The sequence below is a fragment of the Nocardioides bruguierae genome (assembly GCF_023656415.1).
Classification (GTDB): domain Bacteria; phylum Actinomycetota; class Actinomycetes; order Propionibacteriales; family Nocardioidaceae; genus Nocardioides; species Nocardioides bruguierae.
Map to the genome: position 1 here is coordinate 70,588 of NZ_JAMOIL010000017.1, position 18,877 is coordinate 89,464.

General features: G+C 73.0%; 17 protein-coding genes and 1 pseudogene. 15 read left to right on the forward strand and 3 right to left on the reverse strand.

Annotated features, from left to right (window positions below):
- Position 1: 1 nt before the first annotated feature.
- From M8330_RS13940 to M8330_RS13985, 10 genes and pseudogenes are all read left to right on the forward strand, one after another.
- Positions 2 to 832 (forward strand): ATP-binding cassette domain-containing protein, encoded by an 831-nt coding sequence (locus M8330_RS13940; protein WP_250827823.1) that lies wholly within the window; start codon positions 2 to 4, stop codon positions 830 to 832.
- An 11-nt stretch (positions 833 to 843) separates the two neighbouring features.
- Positions 844 to 1,185 carry an EthD family reductase gene (locus M8330_RS13945; protein WP_250827824.1) on the forward strand — a complete coding sequence of 114 codons (342 nt, stop codon included), beginning with the start codon at positions 844 to 846 and terminating at the stop codon, positions 1,183 to 1,185.
- A complete protein-coding gene (locus tag M8330_RS13950) occupies positions 1,182 to 2,066 on the forward strand; it encodes an arginase family protein (RefSeq protein WP_250827825.1) in 885 nt (294 codons plus the stop codon). The genes M8330_RS13945 and M8330_RS13950 overlap by 4 nt, the downstream gene beginning before the upstream one ends.
- A 32-nt stretch (positions 2,067 to 2,098) precedes the next feature.
- A complete protein-coding gene (locus M8330_RS13955) occupies positions 2,099 to 3,307 on the forward strand; it encodes a glycoside hydrolase family 1 protein (RefSeq protein ID WP_250827826.1) in 1,209 nt (402 codons plus the stop codon).
- A 99-nt stretch (positions 3,308 to 3,406) separates the two neighbouring features.
- Entirely contained in the window at positions 3,407 to 4,339 is a 933-nt protein-coding gene (locus M8330_RS13960) for a helix-turn-helix domain-containing protein (RefSeq protein WP_250827827.1), read from the forward strand.
- A 160-nt stretch (positions 4,340 to 4,499) separates the two neighbouring features.
- A complete protein-coding gene (locus tag M8330_RS13965; RefSeq protein WP_250827828.1) occupies positions 4,500 to 5,972 on the forward strand; it encodes a purine-cytosine permease family protein in 1,473 nt (490 codons plus the stop codon).
- Positions 5,969 to 6,874, forward strand: a complete 906-nt coding sequence (locus M8330_RS13970; protein WP_250827829.1) for an arginase family protein — start codon at positions 5,969 to 5,971, stop codon at positions 6,872 to 6,874. The genes M8330_RS13965 and M8330_RS13970 overlap by 4 nt, the downstream gene beginning before the upstream one ends.
- A gap of 501 nt (positions 6,875 to 7,375) precedes the next feature.
- Positions 7,376 to 8,788: a DUF3500 domain-containing protein gene (locus tag M8330_RS13975; protein WP_250827830.1), complete on the forward strand. Its 1,413-nt coding sequence runs from the start codon at positions 7,376 to 7,378 to the stop codon at positions 8,786 to 8,788.
- A 517-nt stretch (positions 8,789 to 9,305) separates the two neighbouring features.
- A complete protein-coding gene (locus tag M8330_RS13980) occupies positions 9,306 to 10,451 on the forward strand; it encodes a glycerol dehydrogenase (protein WP_250827831.1) in 1,146 nt (381 codons plus the stop codon).
- Between the two features lie 36 nt (positions 10,452 to 10,487).
- Positions 10,488 to 11,173: pseudogene (locus M8330_RS13985) on the forward strand (MIP/aquaporin family protein).
- Between the two features lie 78 nt (positions 11,174 to 11,251).
- On the opposite strand, the gene M8330_RS13990 reads toward M8330_RS13985, so the two are convergent.
- Complete coding sequence (locus M8330_RS13990; RefSeq protein ID WP_250056120.1) at positions 11,252 to 11,671, reverse strand: nitroreductase/quinone reductase family protein; 420 nt, start codon at positions 11,669 to 11,671, stop codon at positions 11,252 to 11,254.
- An 87-nt stretch (positions 11,672 to 11,758) separates the two neighbouring features.
- On the opposite strand from M8330_RS13990, the gene M8330_RS13995 reads away from it, so the two are divergent.
- A complete protein-coding gene (locus M8330_RS13995; protein ID WP_250827832.1) occupies positions 11,759 to 12,178 on the forward strand; it encodes a response regulator in 420 nt (139 codons plus the stop codon).
- Positions 12,179 to 12,229: 51 nt separating this feature from the next.
- On the opposite strand, the gene M8330_RS14000 is transcribed toward M8330_RS13995, so the two are convergent.
- On the reverse strand, positions 12,230 to 12,445 hold the full coding sequence (locus tag M8330_RS14000; protein ID WP_250827833.1) for a hypothetical protein: 216 nt from the start codon (positions 12,443 to 12,445) through the stop codon (positions 12,230 to 12,232).
- Between the two features lie 151 nt (positions 12,446 to 12,596).
- On the opposite strand from M8330_RS14000, the gene M8330_RS14005 reads away from it, so the two are divergent.
- Complete coding sequence (locus tag M8330_RS14005) at positions 12,597 to 13,949, forward strand: NAD-dependent succinate-semialdehyde dehydrogenase (RefSeq protein ID WP_250056115.1); 1,353 nt, start codon at positions 12,597 to 12,599, stop codon at positions 13,947 to 13,949.
- A gap of 52 nt (positions 13,950 to 14,001) precedes the next feature.
- Here the strand turns inward: M8330_RS14005 and M8330_RS14010 are convergent, their stop codons facing one another.
- A complete protein-coding gene (locus M8330_RS14010; protein ID WP_250827834.1) occupies positions 14,002 to 14,592 on the reverse strand; it encodes a TetR/AcrR family transcriptional regulator in 591 nt (196 codons plus the stop codon).
- Positions 14,593 to 14,672: 80 nt separating this feature from the next.
- On the opposite strand from M8330_RS14010, the gene M8330_RS14015 reads away from it, so the two are divergent.
- The 3 genes from M8330_RS14015 to M8330_RS14025 all read left to right on the forward strand — a co-directional run bounded on the left by M8330_RS14015 (position 14,673) and on the right by M8330_RS14025 (position 18,859).
- Positions 14,673 to 16,208 (forward strand): MFS transporter, encoded by a 1,536-nt coding sequence (locus M8330_RS14015; protein WP_250827835.1) that lies wholly within the window; start codon positions 14,673 to 14,675, stop codon positions 16,206 to 16,208.
- 92 nt (positions 16,209 to 16,300) lie between these two features.
- Positions 16,301 to 17,698, forward strand: a complete 1,398-nt coding sequence (locus tag M8330_RS14020) for an aminotransferase class III-fold pyridoxal phosphate-dependent enzyme (RefSeq protein WP_250827836.1) — start codon at positions 16,301 to 16,303, stop codon at positions 17,696 to 17,698.
- 87 nt (positions 17,699 to 17,785) lie between these two features.
- Entirely contained in the window at positions 17,786 to 18,859 is a 1,074-nt protein-coding gene (locus M8330_RS14025; RefSeq protein WP_250827837.1) for a LacI family DNA-binding transcriptional regulator, read from the forward strand.
- Positions 18,860 to 18,877 lie beyond the last annotated feature (18 nt).

Below are 18,877 nucleotides of genomic sequence, written 5' to 3' on the forward strand. Positions count from 1 at the left end.
CATGCCCGTGACCACGAAAGCACCCCTGCTCGAGGTGCACGAGCTGCGGGTCGAGTACCCGCGCGCAGGGTTCCGCCGAGGCTCGTTCGTCGCGATCGACTCGATGAGCGTGCGCGTGCCCGCCGGCACCACGCTGGGCGTGGTGGGGGAGTCGGGGTCGGGCAAGTCGACGCTTGGTCGCGCGATCCTCGGGCTGGCGCCGATCACGCACGGCGGCGTCATCTTCGACGGCCGGGAGATCACCCACGCCGACGCGCGCACCCGACGGGCGCTGAGCGCGGACCTCCAGGTCGTCTTCCAGGACCCGTACTCCTCGCTCAACCCCGCCATGACGATCGAGGCGATCCTCGCGGAGCCGCTCGTGGCAGCGGGGACGAGCCGGGCCGCCGCCCGGGCCCGGCTCACCGAGCTCCTGGACATCGTGGGCCTGCCGGCCGACAGCCTCGCCCGACTGCCCCGCGAGTTCTCCGGTGGCCAGCGCCAGCGCATCGCCATCGCCCGCGCGATGGCGCGCGAGCCGAAGCTGGTCGTCTGCGACGAGGCCGTGAGTGCCCTCGACCTCTCCACCCAGGCGCGGGTGCTCGACCTGCTGCTCGACATCCAGGCGCAGACCGGCGTCGCCTACCTGTTCATCACCCACGACCTGGACGTCGTCCGCCACGTCAGCGACGAGGTCGTGGTCGTCAACCGCGGCGCCATCGTGGAGCGCGGCCCGGCGGCCCAGGTCGTCACGAACCCCACCGACCCCTACACCCGGCGCCTCGTGGAGGCGTCGCCGATCGCGGACCCGGTCGCGCAGCGTGCGCGCCGAGCAGCCCGCCACCCCACCTGAAACGGAGCGTCGTGTACACCATCGCCATCCTCACCCAGCGCAAGGCCGGTCTCAGCCGCGAGGAGTTCCTCGAGCACTACCGCACCACCCACTTCGCGCTCAGCTCCTCGCTGCCCGGTCTCGTCTCCTACCAGCAGCACGCCGCCGCGCACGGCGCCGACGCCTGGACCGACCCGGAGAGCGACGCCGAGTTCGACGCGCTGTCGGTCTACACCTTCGAGTCGCTCGAGGCCGGGCGGGCCGCCTTCGCCGGACCCGAGGGGCAGGCCGTGGACGCCGACACCGGCACGTTCATCGACTGGGACTCCGTCCGATTCTTCCCCGGCCAGCAGATCCAGCGGTTCGACCGATGAGTGACCCGGAGCAGACCCTGCGCCTGCTGTGGCCCCAGTGGCAGGGCGCGTCCCTCCCGGTCGTGGCCGAGCTGCTGCCCGAGGTGCCGATCGAGGCAGCCCGTACCGGCTACGCCGTCGGGACCGCCGTCCTCCAGGCCGTCCTCCCCTCCCACCCGGGCACCACCGCCCGCGTCCCGGTGGAGCCCACGGTGCCCGACGAGGTCACCGTCGTCGACGGCGTGGAGTCCAAGGACGTCGTCCTGCGGCAGCTCAGCGCCGGGCTGGCCACGATCGGCGAGCACGACCCCGCGCGCATCCTCACGCTCGGTGGCGAGTGCTCCGTCAGCGTGGCGCCGTTCGCCTCCCTGGCCGCCCGCTACGGCGACGACCTCGCGCTCGTCTGGATCGACGCCCACCCCGACGTCGGCCTGCCCGGCAGCGAGAACGCCGGCCATCACGCGATGGCCGTCTCCCTGCTCACCGGGCACGGAGACCCGGACCTCCTGGCCGCCCTGCCCGGTCGCCTCGACCCCTCCCGCGTCGCCCTGGCCGGGCTGCACTCGTGGGACGAGGGCGACATCGGGAACGTCTCCGCATGGGGCATCACCTCGTTCTCCCCGCAGGACCTGCGCGACGGCGCCGGGGAGCTCGTGGCCTGGCTGCGGAGCACCGGCTGCTCCCGGGTCGCCGTGCACCTCGACGTCGACGTCGTCGACAGCGACGAGGTGGTCCTCGGTCTCGGCATGGAGCCCGGCGGCATGCGCATCGACGAGGTGCGCGCGCTGCTGGCCGCCCTCGACGACGCGGCCGACGTCGTCGGTTTGACCGTCGCCGAGTTCATCCCCCGCCAGGTGCTGTTCCTGCAACGCCTGCTCGACGGCGCGCCGCTGACGCGCTGATGCCCTTCCAACCTGATCAAGGAACCAGAACCGTGTCTTTCCGACCCCTGCCCCAGCTCTCCACCCCGCCCGGCTTCCTCTGGGGCGCCGCCACGGCTGCCCACCAGGTCGAGGGCAACAACGTCGCCAGTGACTGGTGGGGCCTGGAGCACTCCGGCTCGCCTGTCATCACCGAGCCCAGCGGCGACGCCGCCGACCACTTCTCCCGTTGGCCCGAGGACCTCGACATCCTGGCCGGCCTGGGGCTGAACGCCTACCGGTTCAGCCTCGAGTGGTCGCGCATCGAGCCCGAGCCGGGAGCGATCTCGGCAGCGGCGCTGGACCACTACCGTCGCATGGTCGCCGGCTGCGTCGAGCGCGGGCTGAGCCCGGTCGTCACGCTCCAGCACGTCACCATGCCGGCCTGGTTCCGGCGTGCCGGTGGCTGGCAGTCGGACGGGGCGGCGGAGCGGTTCGCCGGCTTCGCCGAGACCGTGCTGCCGGTGCTCAACGAGGGCGCGGAGTGGGTGGCCACGATCAACGAGCCGAGCCTCCAGCCCCTCATGAGCGCGCTGCACCGCGGCGACCCCGCAGCCCTGAACGCCTGGCACGGCGGCCCCATGCCCCTGGCCACGCCGGAGGAGGTGGACGCGCTCGTCACCGCCCACCGCGCCGCCCGCGACGTGGTGCGGTCGGGCACGCAGGCCAAGGCCGGCTGGACCGTGGTGGTCCACGACATGCAGTACGGACCCGAGGGCGAGGTGCACGCCAAGGAGTGGTTCGAGGCGAACGAGGCCCCCTACCTGCGTGCCAGCGCCGGGGACGACTTCATCGGGGTCCAGAACTACACGCGCTCGCGCTTCGACGCCGACGGCGAGGTCCTTCCCGGGCCGGACGACCGGATGACCGGCATCTGGGAGTACTACCCCGAGGCCCTCGGCAACGCGGTGCGGTTCACCCGGTCCGTCGTGGGAGACGTGCCGATCCTCATCACCGAGAACGGGCTCCCGACCAACGACGACGCTGAGCGGGTCGAGTTCATCGACCGGGCGCTGCGCTCGCTGGACGGGGCCATCGCCGACGGCGCCGACGTGCGTGGCTACATCCACTGGTCGGCCATCGACAACTTCGAGTGGGCCCTGGGCTACGCGCCTCGCTTCGGGCTCATCAGCGTCGACCCCCGGACCTTCGAGCGGACGGTCAAGCCGAGCGCCCGGTGGTACGGCGAGCTCGCCCGCCGGCAGTCGTTCGCGGGAGTCTGAGACCCACCCCGGACGGGTTCCCGGCGACCGCGATCAGGCCGCTGGGAACCGCGGCGTCCGGGGAGACACCGAGCACCCGCCGGACCCACAATGTCAGCCATGGAATCCGAGCGCTTCGCCGCCGCTGAGGAGTGGGAGGACTTCGTCAGCCGCAGTTTCTACGCGCTGGCCATGGAGTCCGCGGTCGACCGGTTCACCGCTGTCGCGCGCTTGGCGGCGCTGAGCCGTGGAGTCCGGCTCTCGGAGGTCGCCACGAGCGCTCCCACGAGCCTGCGCCGGACCGCCTCGCTGGTACGCAGCAACCCGTCCGAGGACCTGCTGTTCCTCATCCAGCTCGCGGGCCGGTCGCGGCTCGAGCAGGCCGGCACCCAGCTGGTGCTGGGCGCGGGGGAGGCGACGTTCTGTGATCCGAGCGTGCCCTACACGATCGAGACGAGCGGGCACCAGGTCGTGGCGATGGTGCCGCGGCACGAGGTGCTGCCGGCGCGCGCGACCTCGGCGGCGGTGCGGTTGCGCCCGCTCAGCCTGGACCTGGCTCCGCTGCGCGTGTTCCGGCTGCTCGCGGAGGAGATGATCTCCACCCCGGGTGGTGAGCGGGACCTGGAGACGGGGTCAGTGGCGGGCGCCGCCACCGAGCTGCTGCGCAGCGCTGCACGCGCCGCCGTGGGAGACGACGCCGGCGCGCGCTCGCTGTCGCGCGAGCACCAGCTGAGCTCGGTCAAGGACTACCTCGTGACGCGCCTCATGGACCCTGGGCTCCGACTCGAGCAGGTCGCGGCGGACAACGCGATGTCGCTGCGTCAGCTGACGGCGGTCTTTGCGCCCGAGGACTCTCCGGCCGCCTACATCCGGCGCGAGCGGCTGCGACGGGCCCACCGAGACCTCACCGACCCCGGGTTCGCGGCCGTGCCCGTCGCGGCGGTCGCGGCGCGGTGGGGCTTCGCGGACGCCAGCACCTTCGGCAGGGCCTTCCGCCGTGAGTACGGGTGCTCCCCGCAGGCGGCGCGCGCGGAAGCGGGTCCGTCCCGCTGACGTCCCGCCCTCGACGTTCTCGGCGGTCGCGTCGACGTTTCCGGCACCAGCCGTGAACGTCTCGTTCCAACCATCCTCCTGGCGCTCGATGCCCTTCCTCGGTCGCCACGACCTGGGGTTGAGTGCGGCGACCGCACGAACCCAGCCCGGAGAGGTCCCCATGTCCAGCAGCCATCAGCACGGCGCCGTCGAGGCCCGTTCCTTCGACCACGTCCCCGAGTCCGAGCGTGGCGGGTCCGTCCGCGGCCAGGCGAAGTTCTGGTTCATGGTCAACGCCACGTTGATCACGGCCTACACCGGCGCGGTCGGTCCCCTGTTCGGCATGGGCCTGCCCGCGACCGTGCTCGCCATCGTCGTCGGCACGCTGTTCGGCACGCTCTTCCAGGCGTTCCATGGCGCTCAGGGCCCGCACATGGGGCTCCCGCAGATGATCCAGAGCCGGGTGCAGTTCGGCTCGCGCGGCGCGATCCTGCCGATCGCGGTCGCCGCCGTCGTCCCGATCGGGTTCGCCGTCTTCTACCTCCAGACCGGTGGCGGCGCCGCCGCCAGCGTGCTGCCTGGCACGTTCGAGGCCTGGCAGCTGGGGCTCGGCGTCCTCGCCGGGGTGCTGGCCATCGTGGGCTACCGGCTGATCCTGGCGGCTGAGGGCGTCATCGCCTACGTGATGCTGGCGAACCTGGTGGCCCTCACCGTCGCCGCGGTCACGGTGCTGCCGCTGGGCGACCTGGCGGCGGACGGCTCGTGGAGCGCTGTGGGCTTCCTGGCCCAGTTCGGCGCCTCGGCCGGCTACCAGATCGCGATCGCGCCGATCGTCTCGGACTACACGCGCTACCTGCCCTCGTCGACGCGGAGCGCGGCGGTCTCGGCGGCCGTCTTCGTCGGGACGGTCTGCTCGGCCCTGTGGATCGAGGTCCTCGGCGCGGCCGTCTCCTTGAGCTACCCCGACCTCGACGTCGTCGTCGCGATCGGGACCATGGGCGATGCGTGGGGGTTCGGCCTCGGCACGGTGACCATGGTGGTCGCCGCGATCGTCTGCCTCGTGACCGCCGCCGTGTCCGTCTACTCCGGCACCGTCTCGCTCCTCAGCGGGGCCGAGGCCTTCAAGGCCTTCGCCTCGACCCCCGCCCTTCGCGCCTGGACGATCAGCATCGCGACCGTGCTGGTCATCGCCGCGGCCCTCGCACTGCCCGGTGACGTGCTGCTGTCCTTCTCCACCTTCCTGCTGCTCCTGGGCTACCTGCTGATCCCGTGGACCGCAGTGAACCTGACCGACTACTACCTGGTGCGGCGAGGCGTCTACTCGGTCTCCGACATCCTGCGCACCGACGGCGGCATCTACGGCCGCTGGGGAGTGAGGGGCATGGCCAGCTACGGGCTCGGCGTGCTGTGCATGGTCCCGTTCGTCTCCACCACCCTCTACACGGGGCCGGTGGCGGCGAGCCTGGGCGGCGCCGACATCGCGTTCGCCGTCGGCCTGGTGGTCTCAGGCACTTGCTACGCGCTGCTCATGCGCTCGGTCGACCTGGCCTCCGAGCGGGCACAGGTGAGCTCGGCCGAGATCGCCACCGGGCGCCTGGGACGGACCTCTCGTCCTTCCGACAGTGCCGGCCTGGCCGAGGGGAGCCCTGCGTGAGCACCCAGCCTCCCTCCTCGCTCTCCCGGGACGAGACGACGCTGCGCCTGGTCTGGCCCCAGTGGCAGGGCGGCGGCCTGGCCTCGGTCACCGCGTTCTTCCCCGAGCAGCCCGTGGCCCGAGCCAGGCGTGGCTACGCAGTCGGGGCCGCCGTCCTCGAGGCCGTGCTCCCCGAGCACGCCGGACCGACCGCGCACGTCCCCGTCGACATGAGCGACGCAGGCCTGGAGCTCGTGGACGGGGTCGAGGCGAAGGACGCCGTCGTGACGGGTCTGGGCTCGGCGCTGAGGACGCTCGCCCAGCACCCCGACGCGAGCAGGGTCCTGACGCTCGGTGGGGAGTGCTCGGTCAGCGTCGCCCCGTTCTCGGTGCTGGCGGACCGGTACGCGGACGACCTCGCCGTCGTGTGGATCGACTCCCACCCCGATGTCGGGACGCCCTCCAGCGAGTACCCCGGCTACCACGCGATGGCGGTGGCCGCGCTGACCGGTCACGGCGACCCGGACCTCGTCGGTCAGCTCCCAGCCGTCCTGCCAGGCTGCCGAGTGGCGCTGGCCGGCCTGCACTCGTGGACAGATGACGACATCGGCAACGCCGCTGAGTGGGGCATCAGCACCTTCGCGCCCGGCGACCTGCGCGCCTCTTCGGACCCGTTGCTGGCGTGGCTCGCCGGGACCGGGTGCAGCAAGGTCGCCATCCACCTCGACGTCGACGTGGTCGACAGCGAGGAAGCCGTGCTCGGCCTGGGCATCGAGCCCCACGGGCTCACCACCACCCAGGTCCAGCGGGTCGTCGCCGACATCGCCGCACGGCATGACGTCGTCGGGCTGACCATCGCCGAGTTCATCCCGCGGCAGGTCATGCAGCTGCAGGACCTGGTGGACGGCATGCCTCTCGTGTGAGTGCCTGGCGCCGGGGGCCTGTACCCGCAGGCGTCCAACCTCTCAGAAGACGTGGTGTCGCGCGTCCCTGGGAAGTGCAGCCCCGCGACGCCGCCAATGCCGGGCGCGTCGTCCGCCGTGGTCCCGCACCCCGCCACTCGCGGTAGCGGCCGACCCCCACGCACCGTCTCCGCGCCCGCCTGGCTGGACAGAGCACCGCCTCCTGAGCGAGAGGTCGTCAGTTCGACTCCTGCCTGGGGCGCCGTAGATCTCTGAGGAGGGACGAAGCCCGGGAACCGACAGGTTCGCCGGGTCTCGCTAGGTCGTTGGTTGCTCCGTGGGTGCCGGTCCGGGCGGTCTGGCGACGGGTGGCTGGCGATGGGGCGGCTGGCGACGAGCAGGCCCGCTGGGGCGGAGGGCGCGAGTCTGTCGGCAGGGTGGAACTCTTCATCGGTCGGTTTCACAGGTGCGCCCTTGGCGCTCTCACAGGACGCTCCCGGGTCCCCTGCCGACGGTCGAGGCATGACGCACGACCACCCCGCCCACTCCACCCCCCACGAGACCGTCCGCGCCCTGCGCGAGGAGGTCGAGCAGGGGTCCGACGAGCGCGATGCGTTCGGCCACCGCCTCTACGCCCAGGGCTCGAGGATCCACCTCCGGCGCCGGGCCTTCATGAACCGGCTCTTCGCGACGACGGGGGCGGTGGCCTTCGCCGGGATGCTGGCGGCGTGCTCCGACGACAGCAGCACGACGTCGTCCGACTCCGCCTCCGGTGCCCCGAGCGGAGCCCCGACCGACGGCGGCGGCCCCGGCGGTGACGGCGGCGCCCCCGGCGGGATGAACGACACGATCACCGACGAGTTCGTCGGCCTGACGACCGACGGCACCGTGATCGAGGACCTGTACTCGATCGAGTCCACCGGCGTCAGCACGGACGCCGTCGTGGCCGCGGCGGCCGCCTGGCTGGCGAGCCTGTCCAGCGACCAGCAGGACGAGGTCACCTTCGACATCGACCCGGCCGACTACACCGAGGACGAGTTCCGCATGTGGAGCAACGTCGACGGCTACCAGCGCCAGGGGCTGAGCCTGGGGGACATGACCGACGAGCAGAAGACGCTCGCCATGGCCATCCTCGAGGCGGGGATGAGCGCGGACGGCTTCAGCAGCTCCGACACGATCATCAAGCTCAACCAGTACGCGGGCGAGCTGATCGGCAACACCGACCAGTTCAACGAGGGCCTGTACTGGTTCACCATCATGGGCACCCCGTCCTCCACCGACCCCTGGGGCTGGCAGATCGACGGCCACCACCTGGTGGTCAACTACTTCGTGCTCGGCGACCAGGTCGTCATGACCCCGACCTTCATGGGGTCCGAGCCGATGCAGGCCAACTTCGGCACCGACTCCGAGTACGAGGGCCTCTCCCTCTTCGACGCCGAGTTCACCGCCGCCATCGCGATGGTCAACGCCCTGGACTCCGACCAGCAGAAGGTCGCGATCATCTCCTCGGACAAGACCGGGGACGACATCAAGGCGGTCGCGTTCGCCGACAACTCCGAGGTGGCCTACGAGGGCCTGGTCGCCACCGCGCTCGACGACGACCAGCGCGAGAAGCTGTGGACGCTGACGAACCTGTTCGTCGGCAACGTCGACGACGGCCACGCCGAGATCAAGATGGAGCAGGTCAAGGACCACGTCGACGAGACGTACTTCTGCTGGATCGGCGGGACCGACGACGACTCGGTCTTCTACTTCCGCATCCAGAGTCCGGTCATCTACATCGAGTTCGACTGCGAGACCCCCGGTCCGGTCGGCCAGGGCTGGGGTGCCGACAACGAGGTGTCGCGCCAGCACGTCCACTCGATCACCCGCACGCCCAACGGCAACGACTACGGCAAGGCGCTGCTCGCGCTGCACCTGGCGCTCGACCACTGACGGGTGGTCCCGCGGGCGGCGAGCACCGCCCCCGGGGTCACACGTCCTCGGGCACGGCGACCTGCAACGACTCCAGGTCCGATCAGTCAGCGTAGGTGCGGGCCGCCGCTGAAGCGCGAGGATCTCCGCGCGGTCTGGATGCGCAGGAGGGGTGCTGCGCGATGAGGGGGAGTCGTCGGTCCGCCGTCCCCGGGTCGATCTCTCGGAGCGCGCGCCTCGGCTGCGTGGACGTCTCCCGCGGAGATCAGCCTGGCCGAACCTGCTCACTCTGTGCGGCCCCGCCTGACCCGACCCGACCCGGCGCGGCCCGGTCCAGGCGTCCCCGGCCCCCGTCTCAACGTGAGACGGGGGCCGGTCTCACATTGAGACACCGGGCCGGGTCGCGAGCCCCCACCGGACCCCTACGTTCGCCTGCGGAAAGTGTGACTGACGTCACTCCAGCGGCCGGTGATCCCGCGGGCTCCGCCCCGGTCGGTCCGCGTCGCTGGGCAGCACGTCGCGACCAGAGGAGCAACGCATGTCAAGCAGTGTCCGTACCGTCATCAGCCCCGGCCGCTACATCCAGGGCAAGGGGGCCATCCACCGGATCGGGGAGTACCTGGCCCGGCTGGGCAGCACGCCGCTGTTCGTCGCCGACGACCTCGTCTGGGGCCTCGTGGGGCACGACGTCGAGCCGTCCGTGAAGCAGGCGGACCTGCCGATGCGGCGCGAGGCGTTCGGGGGAGTGCCCAGCGCTGTCGAGGTGGACAGGCTCGTGGCCGTGATCCGGGAGGCCGGCGCGGACGTGGTGGTCGCCGTGGGTGGCGGCAGCGTCATCGACGCGGTCAAGGCCGCGGGCCACCTGGCCGACATCCGGTGGGCGAACGTGCCCACGGTGGCGTCCACGGACGCGCCCTGCAGTGCGCTCGCGGTGATCTACACCGAGAGCGGCGAGTTCGAGGAGTACCGGTTCTTCCCGCGCAACCCCGACCTCGTGCTGGTGGACTCCCAGGTCGTGGCCAACGCGCCCGCCCACCTCCTGGTGGCCGGCATCGGCGACGCGCTGGCGACCTGGCTCGAGGCGAGGGCCACGGCCCGCTCCCACTCCCAGACCATGGCGGGCGGGCTCCCGACGCTGGCCGGCACGGCGCTTGCCGAGCTCAGCTGGGAGGTGTTGTGGGAGAACGCGCTGCCCGCGATCGCGGCGGTGCAGGACCACCAGGTGACGCCGGCCGTGGAGAAGGTGATCGAGGCGAACACCCTCCTCTCGGGGCTGGGGTTCGAGTCCGGTGGCCTCGCCGCCGCCCACGCCATCCACAACGGGCTGACCGCGGTCGGCGCCACCCACGGCCTGGCCCACGGCCAGAAGGTCAACATCGGCTCGCTGACCCAGCTCGTGCTCGAGGCCGCGCCGACCAGCGACGTCCGCGACTTCATCGAGTTCACCACCAGGGTCGGGCTGCCGAACACGCTCACGGAGGTGGGGCTGCGCAGCGACGACCTCGACTCCCTGCGCGTCGTGGCGGACGCCGCCACCGTGCCGGGCGAGACCATCCACGCCATGCCCTTCGAGGTGGCCGGTGCGGACGTGGTCAGCGCGCTGGCCTCGATCGAGCGGTTCGCCGTGCGGGTCCGCGAGGAGGCCGGTCTGCCGGCCCCCGTCCCCTACGTCGCGGGGCACTGAGCCGTGGCACCGGGCGGCCTCTTCCTCAGTGAGCTCATGGGGTCCACGCTGCTCCTGCTCCTCGGCTGCGGCGTCGTCGCCAACGTCGTCCTGGCCGGGACGAAGGGCAACAGCGGCGGCTTCATGCTGATCAACCTGGGCTGGGGGATGGCGGTCTTCGCCGGGGTGTTCGTCGCCTTCCGGTCCGGCGCCCACCTCAACCCGGCGGTGACGGTGGGGCTCCTGACCTCCGGTGCCGACCTCGGTGGTCCGCTGAGCGTGCTGTCCTACCTGCTCGGGCAGCTCTCCGGCGCCTTCCTGGGGGCGGTGCTCGCGTGGCTCGTCTACCGGGACCACTTCAACGACGCCGCCAACGAGCCCGGGGCCATGCTGGCGGTGTTCGCGACCGGCCCCGAGATCCGGCGCGCGTCCACGAACCTGGTCACCGAGCTGCTGGGCACCTTCGTGCTGGTCTTCGTGGTGCTGTCCTTCGGCTCGACGCCCTCGGGCCTCGGTCCGCTGGGGGTGGCGCTGCTCGTGGTGGGCATCGGCGCCTCGCTCGGCGGGCCGACCGGGTACGCGATCAACCCCGCCCGCGACCTCGCGCCGCGGATCGCCCACGCGCTGCTGCCGATCCGGAACAAGGGCGGCAGTGACTGGGCTACGCCTGGGTGCCGATCGTGGGCCCCCTGCTCGGCGGAGCGGCGGCCGGCGTCCTCGCCGCGGCGGTCGGCCTCGTCTGAGAGCAGGCGCGAACGGACCCCGGGAGGCACGTGCCTCCCGGGGTCCGTCCGGTCCCGCGGGGCTGCCCGGCCCGACGCTCAGCGCGGGCTGAGCCGCAGGACGGGGATGGTGCGGGCGGTGCGGGCCTCGTACTCGGCGAAGCCGGGGCTGGCCTGCTTGAACCGCTCCCAGGCGGCGTCGCGCTCGGCGCCCTCGAGGTCGGTGGCGTGCACGTCGGTGCGGGTGATCGTGGTGCCGTCGCCGGTCTCGATCACGAGGTCGGGGTGGGCCAGGAGGTTGTGGTACCAGGCCGGGTTGTCGGGCGCCCCGGCCTTGGACGCCGCCACCAGCCAGCCGTCCCCGTCCTCGATCCCCATGACGGGGCTGACCCGCGGCGCGCCGGACCTCGCCCCCACCGTGTGCAGCACCACGAGGGAGTCGCCGAACGGCGCCGCCTCGGTGACCACGCCGTGCCGCTCGTGGAACTCGGCCAGGACCCGCGCGTTGAAGTCGGACATGGCTCGATCCTGCCTCCGGACGGCACGTCCCGCCACCAGCCCGGGGGACGACCCCGGCCCAGACCAGTGTCGAGACTTTGTCATGACATGGGTCAGCTGCCCGCCGTCCACGCCGATGAAGGAGGCATGAAGAACGTGCTGCTGGTGGAGGACGACGGCGACATCGCCGTGCTCCTCGGCTTCGCCCTCCGGGGCTCCGGGGTGCGCCTCGAGGTCGTCGCGACCGTGGACGCGGCCCTGGACGTCCTCGCCCGTCGCGAGACCGACCTGCTCGTCACCGACGTGCGGCTCGGCACCCGGGAGACCGGGCTCGACCTCGTCCTCCACGCCCGTGCGCTCGGGCTGGAGCCGCTGGACGGGGTGGTGGTGATCTCGGCCAGCGTCATGGCCGAGGACCTCGCCGCCGCCCAGGACGCCGGCGTCACCGAGTTCGTGGCCAAGCCGTTCGACGTGCGCGCCCTGGCCCGCCGGGTGGCCGCGGTGACCGGCTCGCCGCAGGCCGCCTGAGCCCGGGGGAGCGGTCCCGCCGGCTCCGGTCGGCCGACCGCCTCAGGTCGCTCAGCGCCGCCCGCGCAGCAGGTAGCAGACCGGCAGGACGCCGGCGGAGCTGACCGTGCTCAGCGCCAGCGCCCACAGTCGCCGCGAGCCGCGGACCTGCGCCGCGTCCCTCGCCCTGAGGTCGCGCAGGGCGACCAGGCGCAGGACGGCGTCGGCCACGCCGACGCCGATGACGACCCCGCGGGTGCGGGGGCTGAGCTGCTCGAGACGTGACACGGGGTCGACGGAGCCCCATCCTGCCCGACGGGGCCGACGTCACGTCCGCGGCGGGACAGGCGGCGTCCACGTCGCCCGGACGCACGGCGGGTGCGGTTAGGTGGGGCCAGCAGACGCGGCCGCGGCGCCGCCCGTCCCCGGAGGAGAACGCATGACCAGTCCCGCCTACCAGGTCCTCGACCCGAGCACCGGTGAGGTCGCCGAGACCTTCCCCCACGCCACGGACGCCGAGGTCGAGGGCGCGCTCGCCGCCGCCCAGACCGCCTACACGTCGTGGAAGGCCGTCCCGATGGCCGAGCGCGCCGTCGTCGTGAAGCGCATCGCCGCGCTGTTCGAGGAGCGCAAGGACGAGCTGGCCGCCATCGCCACGCAGGAGATGGGCAAGCCGCTGTCGGAGGGCGTCGAGGAGGCCGAGTTCTGCCAGGCGATCTTCGACTACTTCGCCACCGAGGGCCCGACCCTCGCGGCCGACCAGCCGATCAAGACCTTCTCCGGCGGCAGCGCGGTCATCCAGCGGCTGCCGATCGGCGTCCTGCTCGGGATCATGCCGTGGAACTTCCCCTTCTACCAGATCGCCCGGTTCGCGGCGCCGAACCTGATGCTGGGCAACACCATCGTGCTCAAGCACGCCGAGTCGGTGCCGCGCTCGGCGCTCGCGGTGGAGCAGATCATGAAGGACGCCGGCCTCCCCGAGGGCGCCTACGTCAACGTCTTCGCCAGCTACGACCAGGTCGAGACCATCATCGCCGACCCCCGCGTGCAGGGCGTCTCGCTCACCGGCTCCGAGCGGGCCGGCGCGGTCGTCGCCGCCCTGGCCGGCAAGAACCTGAAGAAGTGCGTCCTCGAGCTGGGCGGCTCGGACCCGATGGTCGTCCTCGACGCCGACGACCTGGACTCCGTGGTCAGCGACGCCTGGGACTTCCGCACCTACAACACCGGCCAGGCCTGCAACTCCAACAAGCGGATGATCGTGCGCTCGGAGGTCTACGCCGACTTCGTGGAGAAGATCGTCGCGAAGGCGAAGGCCGTGGAGGAGTTCTCCCCGCTGTCGTCGCGACGTGCCGCCGAGGCTCTGGACGCCCAGGTGCAGGACGCCGTCGCCAAGGGCGCCACGCTGCACGCCGGCGGCGTGCTGGGCGAGGCCCCCGCCGCCTACTACTCCCCGGCGGTGCTCACGGGCGTCACCCCCGAGATGCGCGCGTTCCGCGAGGAGCTCTTCGGCCCCGTCGCCGTCGTCTACGAGGTGGCCAGCGACGAGGAGGCCCTCGCCCTGGCCAACGACACCACCTACGGGCTCGGCGGCTCCGTGATCAGCAAGGACGAGGCACGCGCCCGCGCCCTCGCCGAGCAGCTGGAGGTCGGCATGGCCAACGTGAACTCCACCGCCGGCGAGGGCGCGGAGATCCCGTTCGGAGGCGTCAAGCGCTCCGGCTTCGGCCGCGAGCTGGGCCCGCTGGGCATGGACGAGTTCGTCAACAAGCGGATGTTCTACGTGGCCGACTGAGCCACGGCTGGCTGACCGTGGCCGGACCGACTGCCCGGGCCGGTCGCCCGCCCTACCAGGGGCGCGGCGGGCGGCCCGGCAACGGTCCGGCGTCGCGGGTGAGCGCCAGCAGCTCCTCGCGCAGCGCGTCGACCTCGCCGGCGTCGACGTCCCCGTCGAACAGCGACGCGGCCGAGACCCCGTCCGCGGCCCGCACGATCACGTGCGTGCGCCCGGCGTCCAGGCCGTCCGCGGCCAGCCGCTCGCGCCAGCGGTGCCAGGCGTCCCGCGCGTCCTGCGTGGCCTCGGGCACCGCGCTGATCAGCGCCAGCAGCGTGATCTCCTCGCGCACCTGCGTCGCGTCCAGCTGGTCCAGCGAGGCCCGGACGTAGGCCCGCAGCAGCCGCCCCGGGGCGTCGTCCTCCGGGTCGAGCTGCGCCTCGACGTGCTCCTCGAACTGCGCCTCCAGGTGCGCGCCCAGCGCGACCAGCAGCGCGTCCTTGCTGGGGAAGTGGTGCAGCAGGCCGCCCTTGGAGACCTCGGCCACCCGGGCGATCGTCTCGAGGCTCGCCCCGGCGCCGTGGGTCAGCAGCGCCCGCCCGGCCGCGTCGAGGATGCGTGCCCGCGTCTGCACCGGGTCCCGGGTCCGTCTGCCCTCGCTCACGCGGCCCAGCCTAGGTGGAGCGGGACGCGTGGCCGTCGTCGGGAGTTGGTTACCGACCGTCTGGACGGTACGTTATCGCCATGACCAGCACCCTGCCCACGACTCCGGTCGCCCGCCCCACGTCCTCGCCCGTGCCCGCCGGCATCGCGCGACGACCCTGGGCCGCGCTCGTGGTGCTGGTGCTCGCGGTCGTCCTGCTCTCGGTCGACGGCACCGTGGTGGCGCTCGCCGTGCCCGCGCTCTCTGCCGACCTCGCGCCCACCTCCACGCAGCTGCTCTGGATCGGCGACGTGTACTCCTTCGCCATCGCGGGCTTCCTGGTCACGATGGGAGGGGTCGCCGACCGGTTCGGCCGCCGCCGCGTCCTCCTCGTCGGGACGACGGCCTTCGGGCTGACCTCCCTGGCCGCCGGCCTCGCCCCCACCCCGGAGACCCTCATCGCCGCCCGCGCGCTCCAGGGCGTCGCCGCGGCCACCCTCATGCCCTCCACGCTGGCGCTGATCCGCGCGCTCTTCCCGGACGCCGCGCGGCGCACCCGCGCCGTGGCGATCTGGGCCGCCGGCGCCTACGCGGGCGCCGCCGCCGGCCCCGCGGTGGGCGGCCTGCTGCTCGAGCACTTCTGGTGGGGCTCGGTCTTCCTGGTCAACGTGCCGGTCGTCGTGCTGCTGCTCGTCGGCACCGTGGCGCTGGTCCCCGAGTCGCGCGACCCGCACCCGGGCCGGCTCGACCTGGTCAGCGCCGGTCTCTCCCTGCTGGCCGTGGTGCCCGTCGTCCTGGCCGTGAAGGAGGCGGCCGTGCACGGTGTGACCCCGCTGGCCGTCGCCGCCCTGGTGGTCGGCGTCCTGGCGGGCGCCACCTTCGTCCGCCGGCAGCGGGCGCTGAGCCGCGCCGGCCGCGCCCCGCTGCTGGACCTCGCACTGTTCCGTGACCCGACGGTCCGGGGCGCCGTGGGCTCCACGCTCGTGGCGGTGCTGGCCTTCAGCGGGCTGCTCTACTTCTTCTCCCAGTACCTCCAGCTCGTGCGCGGCCTCGGCCCGCTGCAGGCCGGTCTGTGGGAGCTGCCGCTGACCGCGGCCGCCGTGGCCGTCATCCCCTTCGCCGGCCGGGCAGCCGCACGGTTCGGCCAGGGCCGGGTGATCGGCGCCGGGCTGGCCGTCTCCGCCGCCGGGATGGCGCTGCTGGCCGTCGGCGAGAGCGCCGCCGGGTACGTCGTGCTCGCGGCTGCGCTCGTGCTGGCCGGGCTGGGGGAGGGGTTCGCCTTCACCCTCAGCACCGACGCCGTGCTCAGCGCGGTGCCCGCCGACCGGGCCGGTGCCGCCTCCGCCGTCAGCGAGACCGCCTACGAGCTGGGCGTGGCCCTCGGCATCGGCGTCCTCGGCTCCGGCCTGACGCTGCTGTACCGCTCCGGCCTCGACGGCCAGCCCGAGGAGGTCCGCGACTCGCTCGCCGGGGCCCTCGCGCACGGCTCGGACGAGGCGGTGCTGCTCGCGCAGCACGCGTTCGTCGACGCCATGCAGGCGGTCTCGCTGGCCGCCGCCCTGCTGCTGTCGGTGGCCGCGGTCGTGGCCTGGCGGCTCATCGGTCGGCGTCGTGACGAGGACGTGCTCGACTCGTGACGGCCCGCACGTGGCGCCACGTCGGCGCCGGGGAGCAAGATGTCGGAGTCCCGCAGTCGGCGGGAGCACGCACCACGGAGGTCGCCCCACCCATGTCCACGCCGCCGTCCACGCCGTCGTCCACGCCGCTCACGACCCACGACGCGCTCCAGGTGGGCGCGCGCGACCACCTGGTGCAGCACTTCGCCAAGCAGCAGGGCAGCGACCTGCTCGTGCTCGAGCGCGGCGAGGGGCCCTACGTCTACGACACGCGGGGCACGCAGTACATCGACGCGCTCTCCAGCCTGTTCTGCTCCCAGCTGGGGTACTCCTACGGCGAGGAGTTCGCGGAGGCCGCCACCCGGCAGCTCACCACGCTGGCGTTCAACACCAACTGGAACACCGCGCACCCGGCGTCCATCGAGCTGGCCGAGATGATCAGCGACCGGGCCCCGGCCGACGACTACAAGGTCATGTTCACCGGCGGCGGCTCGGAGTCGGTGGAGTCGGCCTGGAAGATGGTGCGCGAGCACTTCGACGCGCTCGGCCAGCCGCAGCGGGTCAAGGCGATCGCCCGCCGCACCGCCTACCACGGCGTGACGCTCGGGGCGCTCTCCTTCACCGGCGTCCCGGGCTTCAAGTCGGGCTTCGGCACCGCGCCCATCGAGGTCAGCCACGTGTCGTCGACCAACGCCTTCCGGGCGCCCGACGGCGACGACCCGGCCGCCTTCTGCGCCCGGCTGCTGGCCGAGGTCGAGGACGCGATCCTCGCCGCCGGCGCCGACGAGGTGGCGCTGATCATCGCCGAGCCGGTGCAGAACGCGGGCGGCTGCTTCGTGCCGCCGCCGGGCTACTGGCAGGGGCTGCGGGCGCTGGCCGACAAGTACGGCACCCTGCTCATGGCCGACGAGGTCATCACCGGCTTCGGCCGCATCGGCGAGTGGTTCGCCGTCGCCCGGGAGGGCGTCGCCCCCGACCTGATCTCGGTGGCCAAGGGCATCACCTCGGCCTACGCCCCCATGGGTGCGGTCCTGGTCCGCTCGCACGTGCTCGAGCCGCTGGTCGACCAGGGCAAGGTCTACCGCCACGGCATCACCTTCGGCGGGCACCCGGTCTCGGCGGCGATCGCCCGCAGGAACATCGAGATCTTCGAGCGCGACGGGGTGCTGGAGAACGTCCGCACGCTGGCCGGGCCGCTCGGCGAGAAGGTCGCCACGCTGCTGGACCTCCCGATCGTCGGGGACGTGCGCGGCGCGGGCTTCTTCTGGGCGATGGAGCTGGTCAAGGACGACGAGGCCACCCGGTTCGAGAAGGAGGAGCGCGACGAGCTGCTCCGGGCGTTCCTCCCGCGCCGGCTGCGCGAGGCGGGTCTCATCGCGCGCTGCGACGACCGCGGCGACGCGGTGCTCCAGATCGCCCCGCCGCTGATCAGCGACGAGGCGCTGCTCGAGGAGATCGTCTCCCGCCTGCGCGACGTGCTCGCCGACGCCGGCGAGCACATGAAGCTCTGAGCGCGGTCCCGGTGGCGGCCTCGCCCCCGGGGCGCGAGGACGAGCGCGGCCACCGCCCCCTAGGGTGAGGCTGTGCAGGGTGAACCCGTGACCGGTCCCGAGGCCGCGGCCGACGAGCCGTCCCCGCCTGCCCGCACGGCGGGTGGCAAGCCGCCGACGATGGCCGAGATCGCCGCCCACCTGGGCGTCTCGCGCCAGCTCGTCTCCGCCGCCATGCGCGGTGCGCCGGGCGCGAGCAAGGAGAACCGCGAGCGGGTGCGGCAGGCCGCGCTCGAGCTGGGCTTCGTGCCGAACCTCGCGGCCCGCGAGCTGCGCGCCTCGAAGGGGCGTCAGGTCGGCGTCGTGTTCAACCCCGCGCACTCCACCGAGGCCGACATCATCGAGGGCGTCTACGCCGAGGCGCGCGAGCGCGGGCTGGGTGTGGTGCTCAGCGCCGTGACCGAGCACCGCAGCCCCCGTGACGCCTTCCGCGAGCTCATCGCCCACCGCTGCGTGGCCGTGGCCGTCATCGGCTCCGACCTGCCTCGCGCCGACCTCGCCGAGCTCGCCGGGCAGGTGCCCGTGCCGGTCGTCGGCGTCGGGTACGGGCGCCGGGACGCGGCGTTCTCCGTCGTCCGCTCCGCCGGCGACACCGGCATCGCGCTGACCGTCGAGCACCTCGTGGGCCTCGGGCACACCGAGATCGCCTACCTGGACGCGGCCGGCCCCGCTCCGGCGGCGATCCGCCTCGCCGGCTACCGACGCGCGGTGAAGAAGCACGGCCTGGTCGAGGACGTCCTGGGCGACCTCACCCACCTCGGCCTGCCGACCTACCCCGAGGAGGTGGGTTCCTCCGTCGCGCGCCAGCTGCTCGCGCGGTCCAGCCTGCCGACCGCCGTGGTGGGCAGCAACGACCACGCCGCGGCCGCCCTCGTCTGGGCGCTGTCGCGGCGGGGGGTGCGGGTGCCCGAGGACGTCTCGGTCACCGGCTACGACGACTCCCCGCTCGCCCGCGTGAGCGCCAACGACCTGACGACGGTCAACCAGCGTCCGCAGGACATGGGCCGCGCCGTCGTCCGCTCCTCGCTCGCGGCGATCGAGAGCCCCACCGCCCCGCCGGAGCCGGTCGTCGTCGACGTCGAGCTGGTCGTGCGCTCCTCCACCGCGGCGCCACGCGCCTGAGCCCAGCCTCGGGACGTC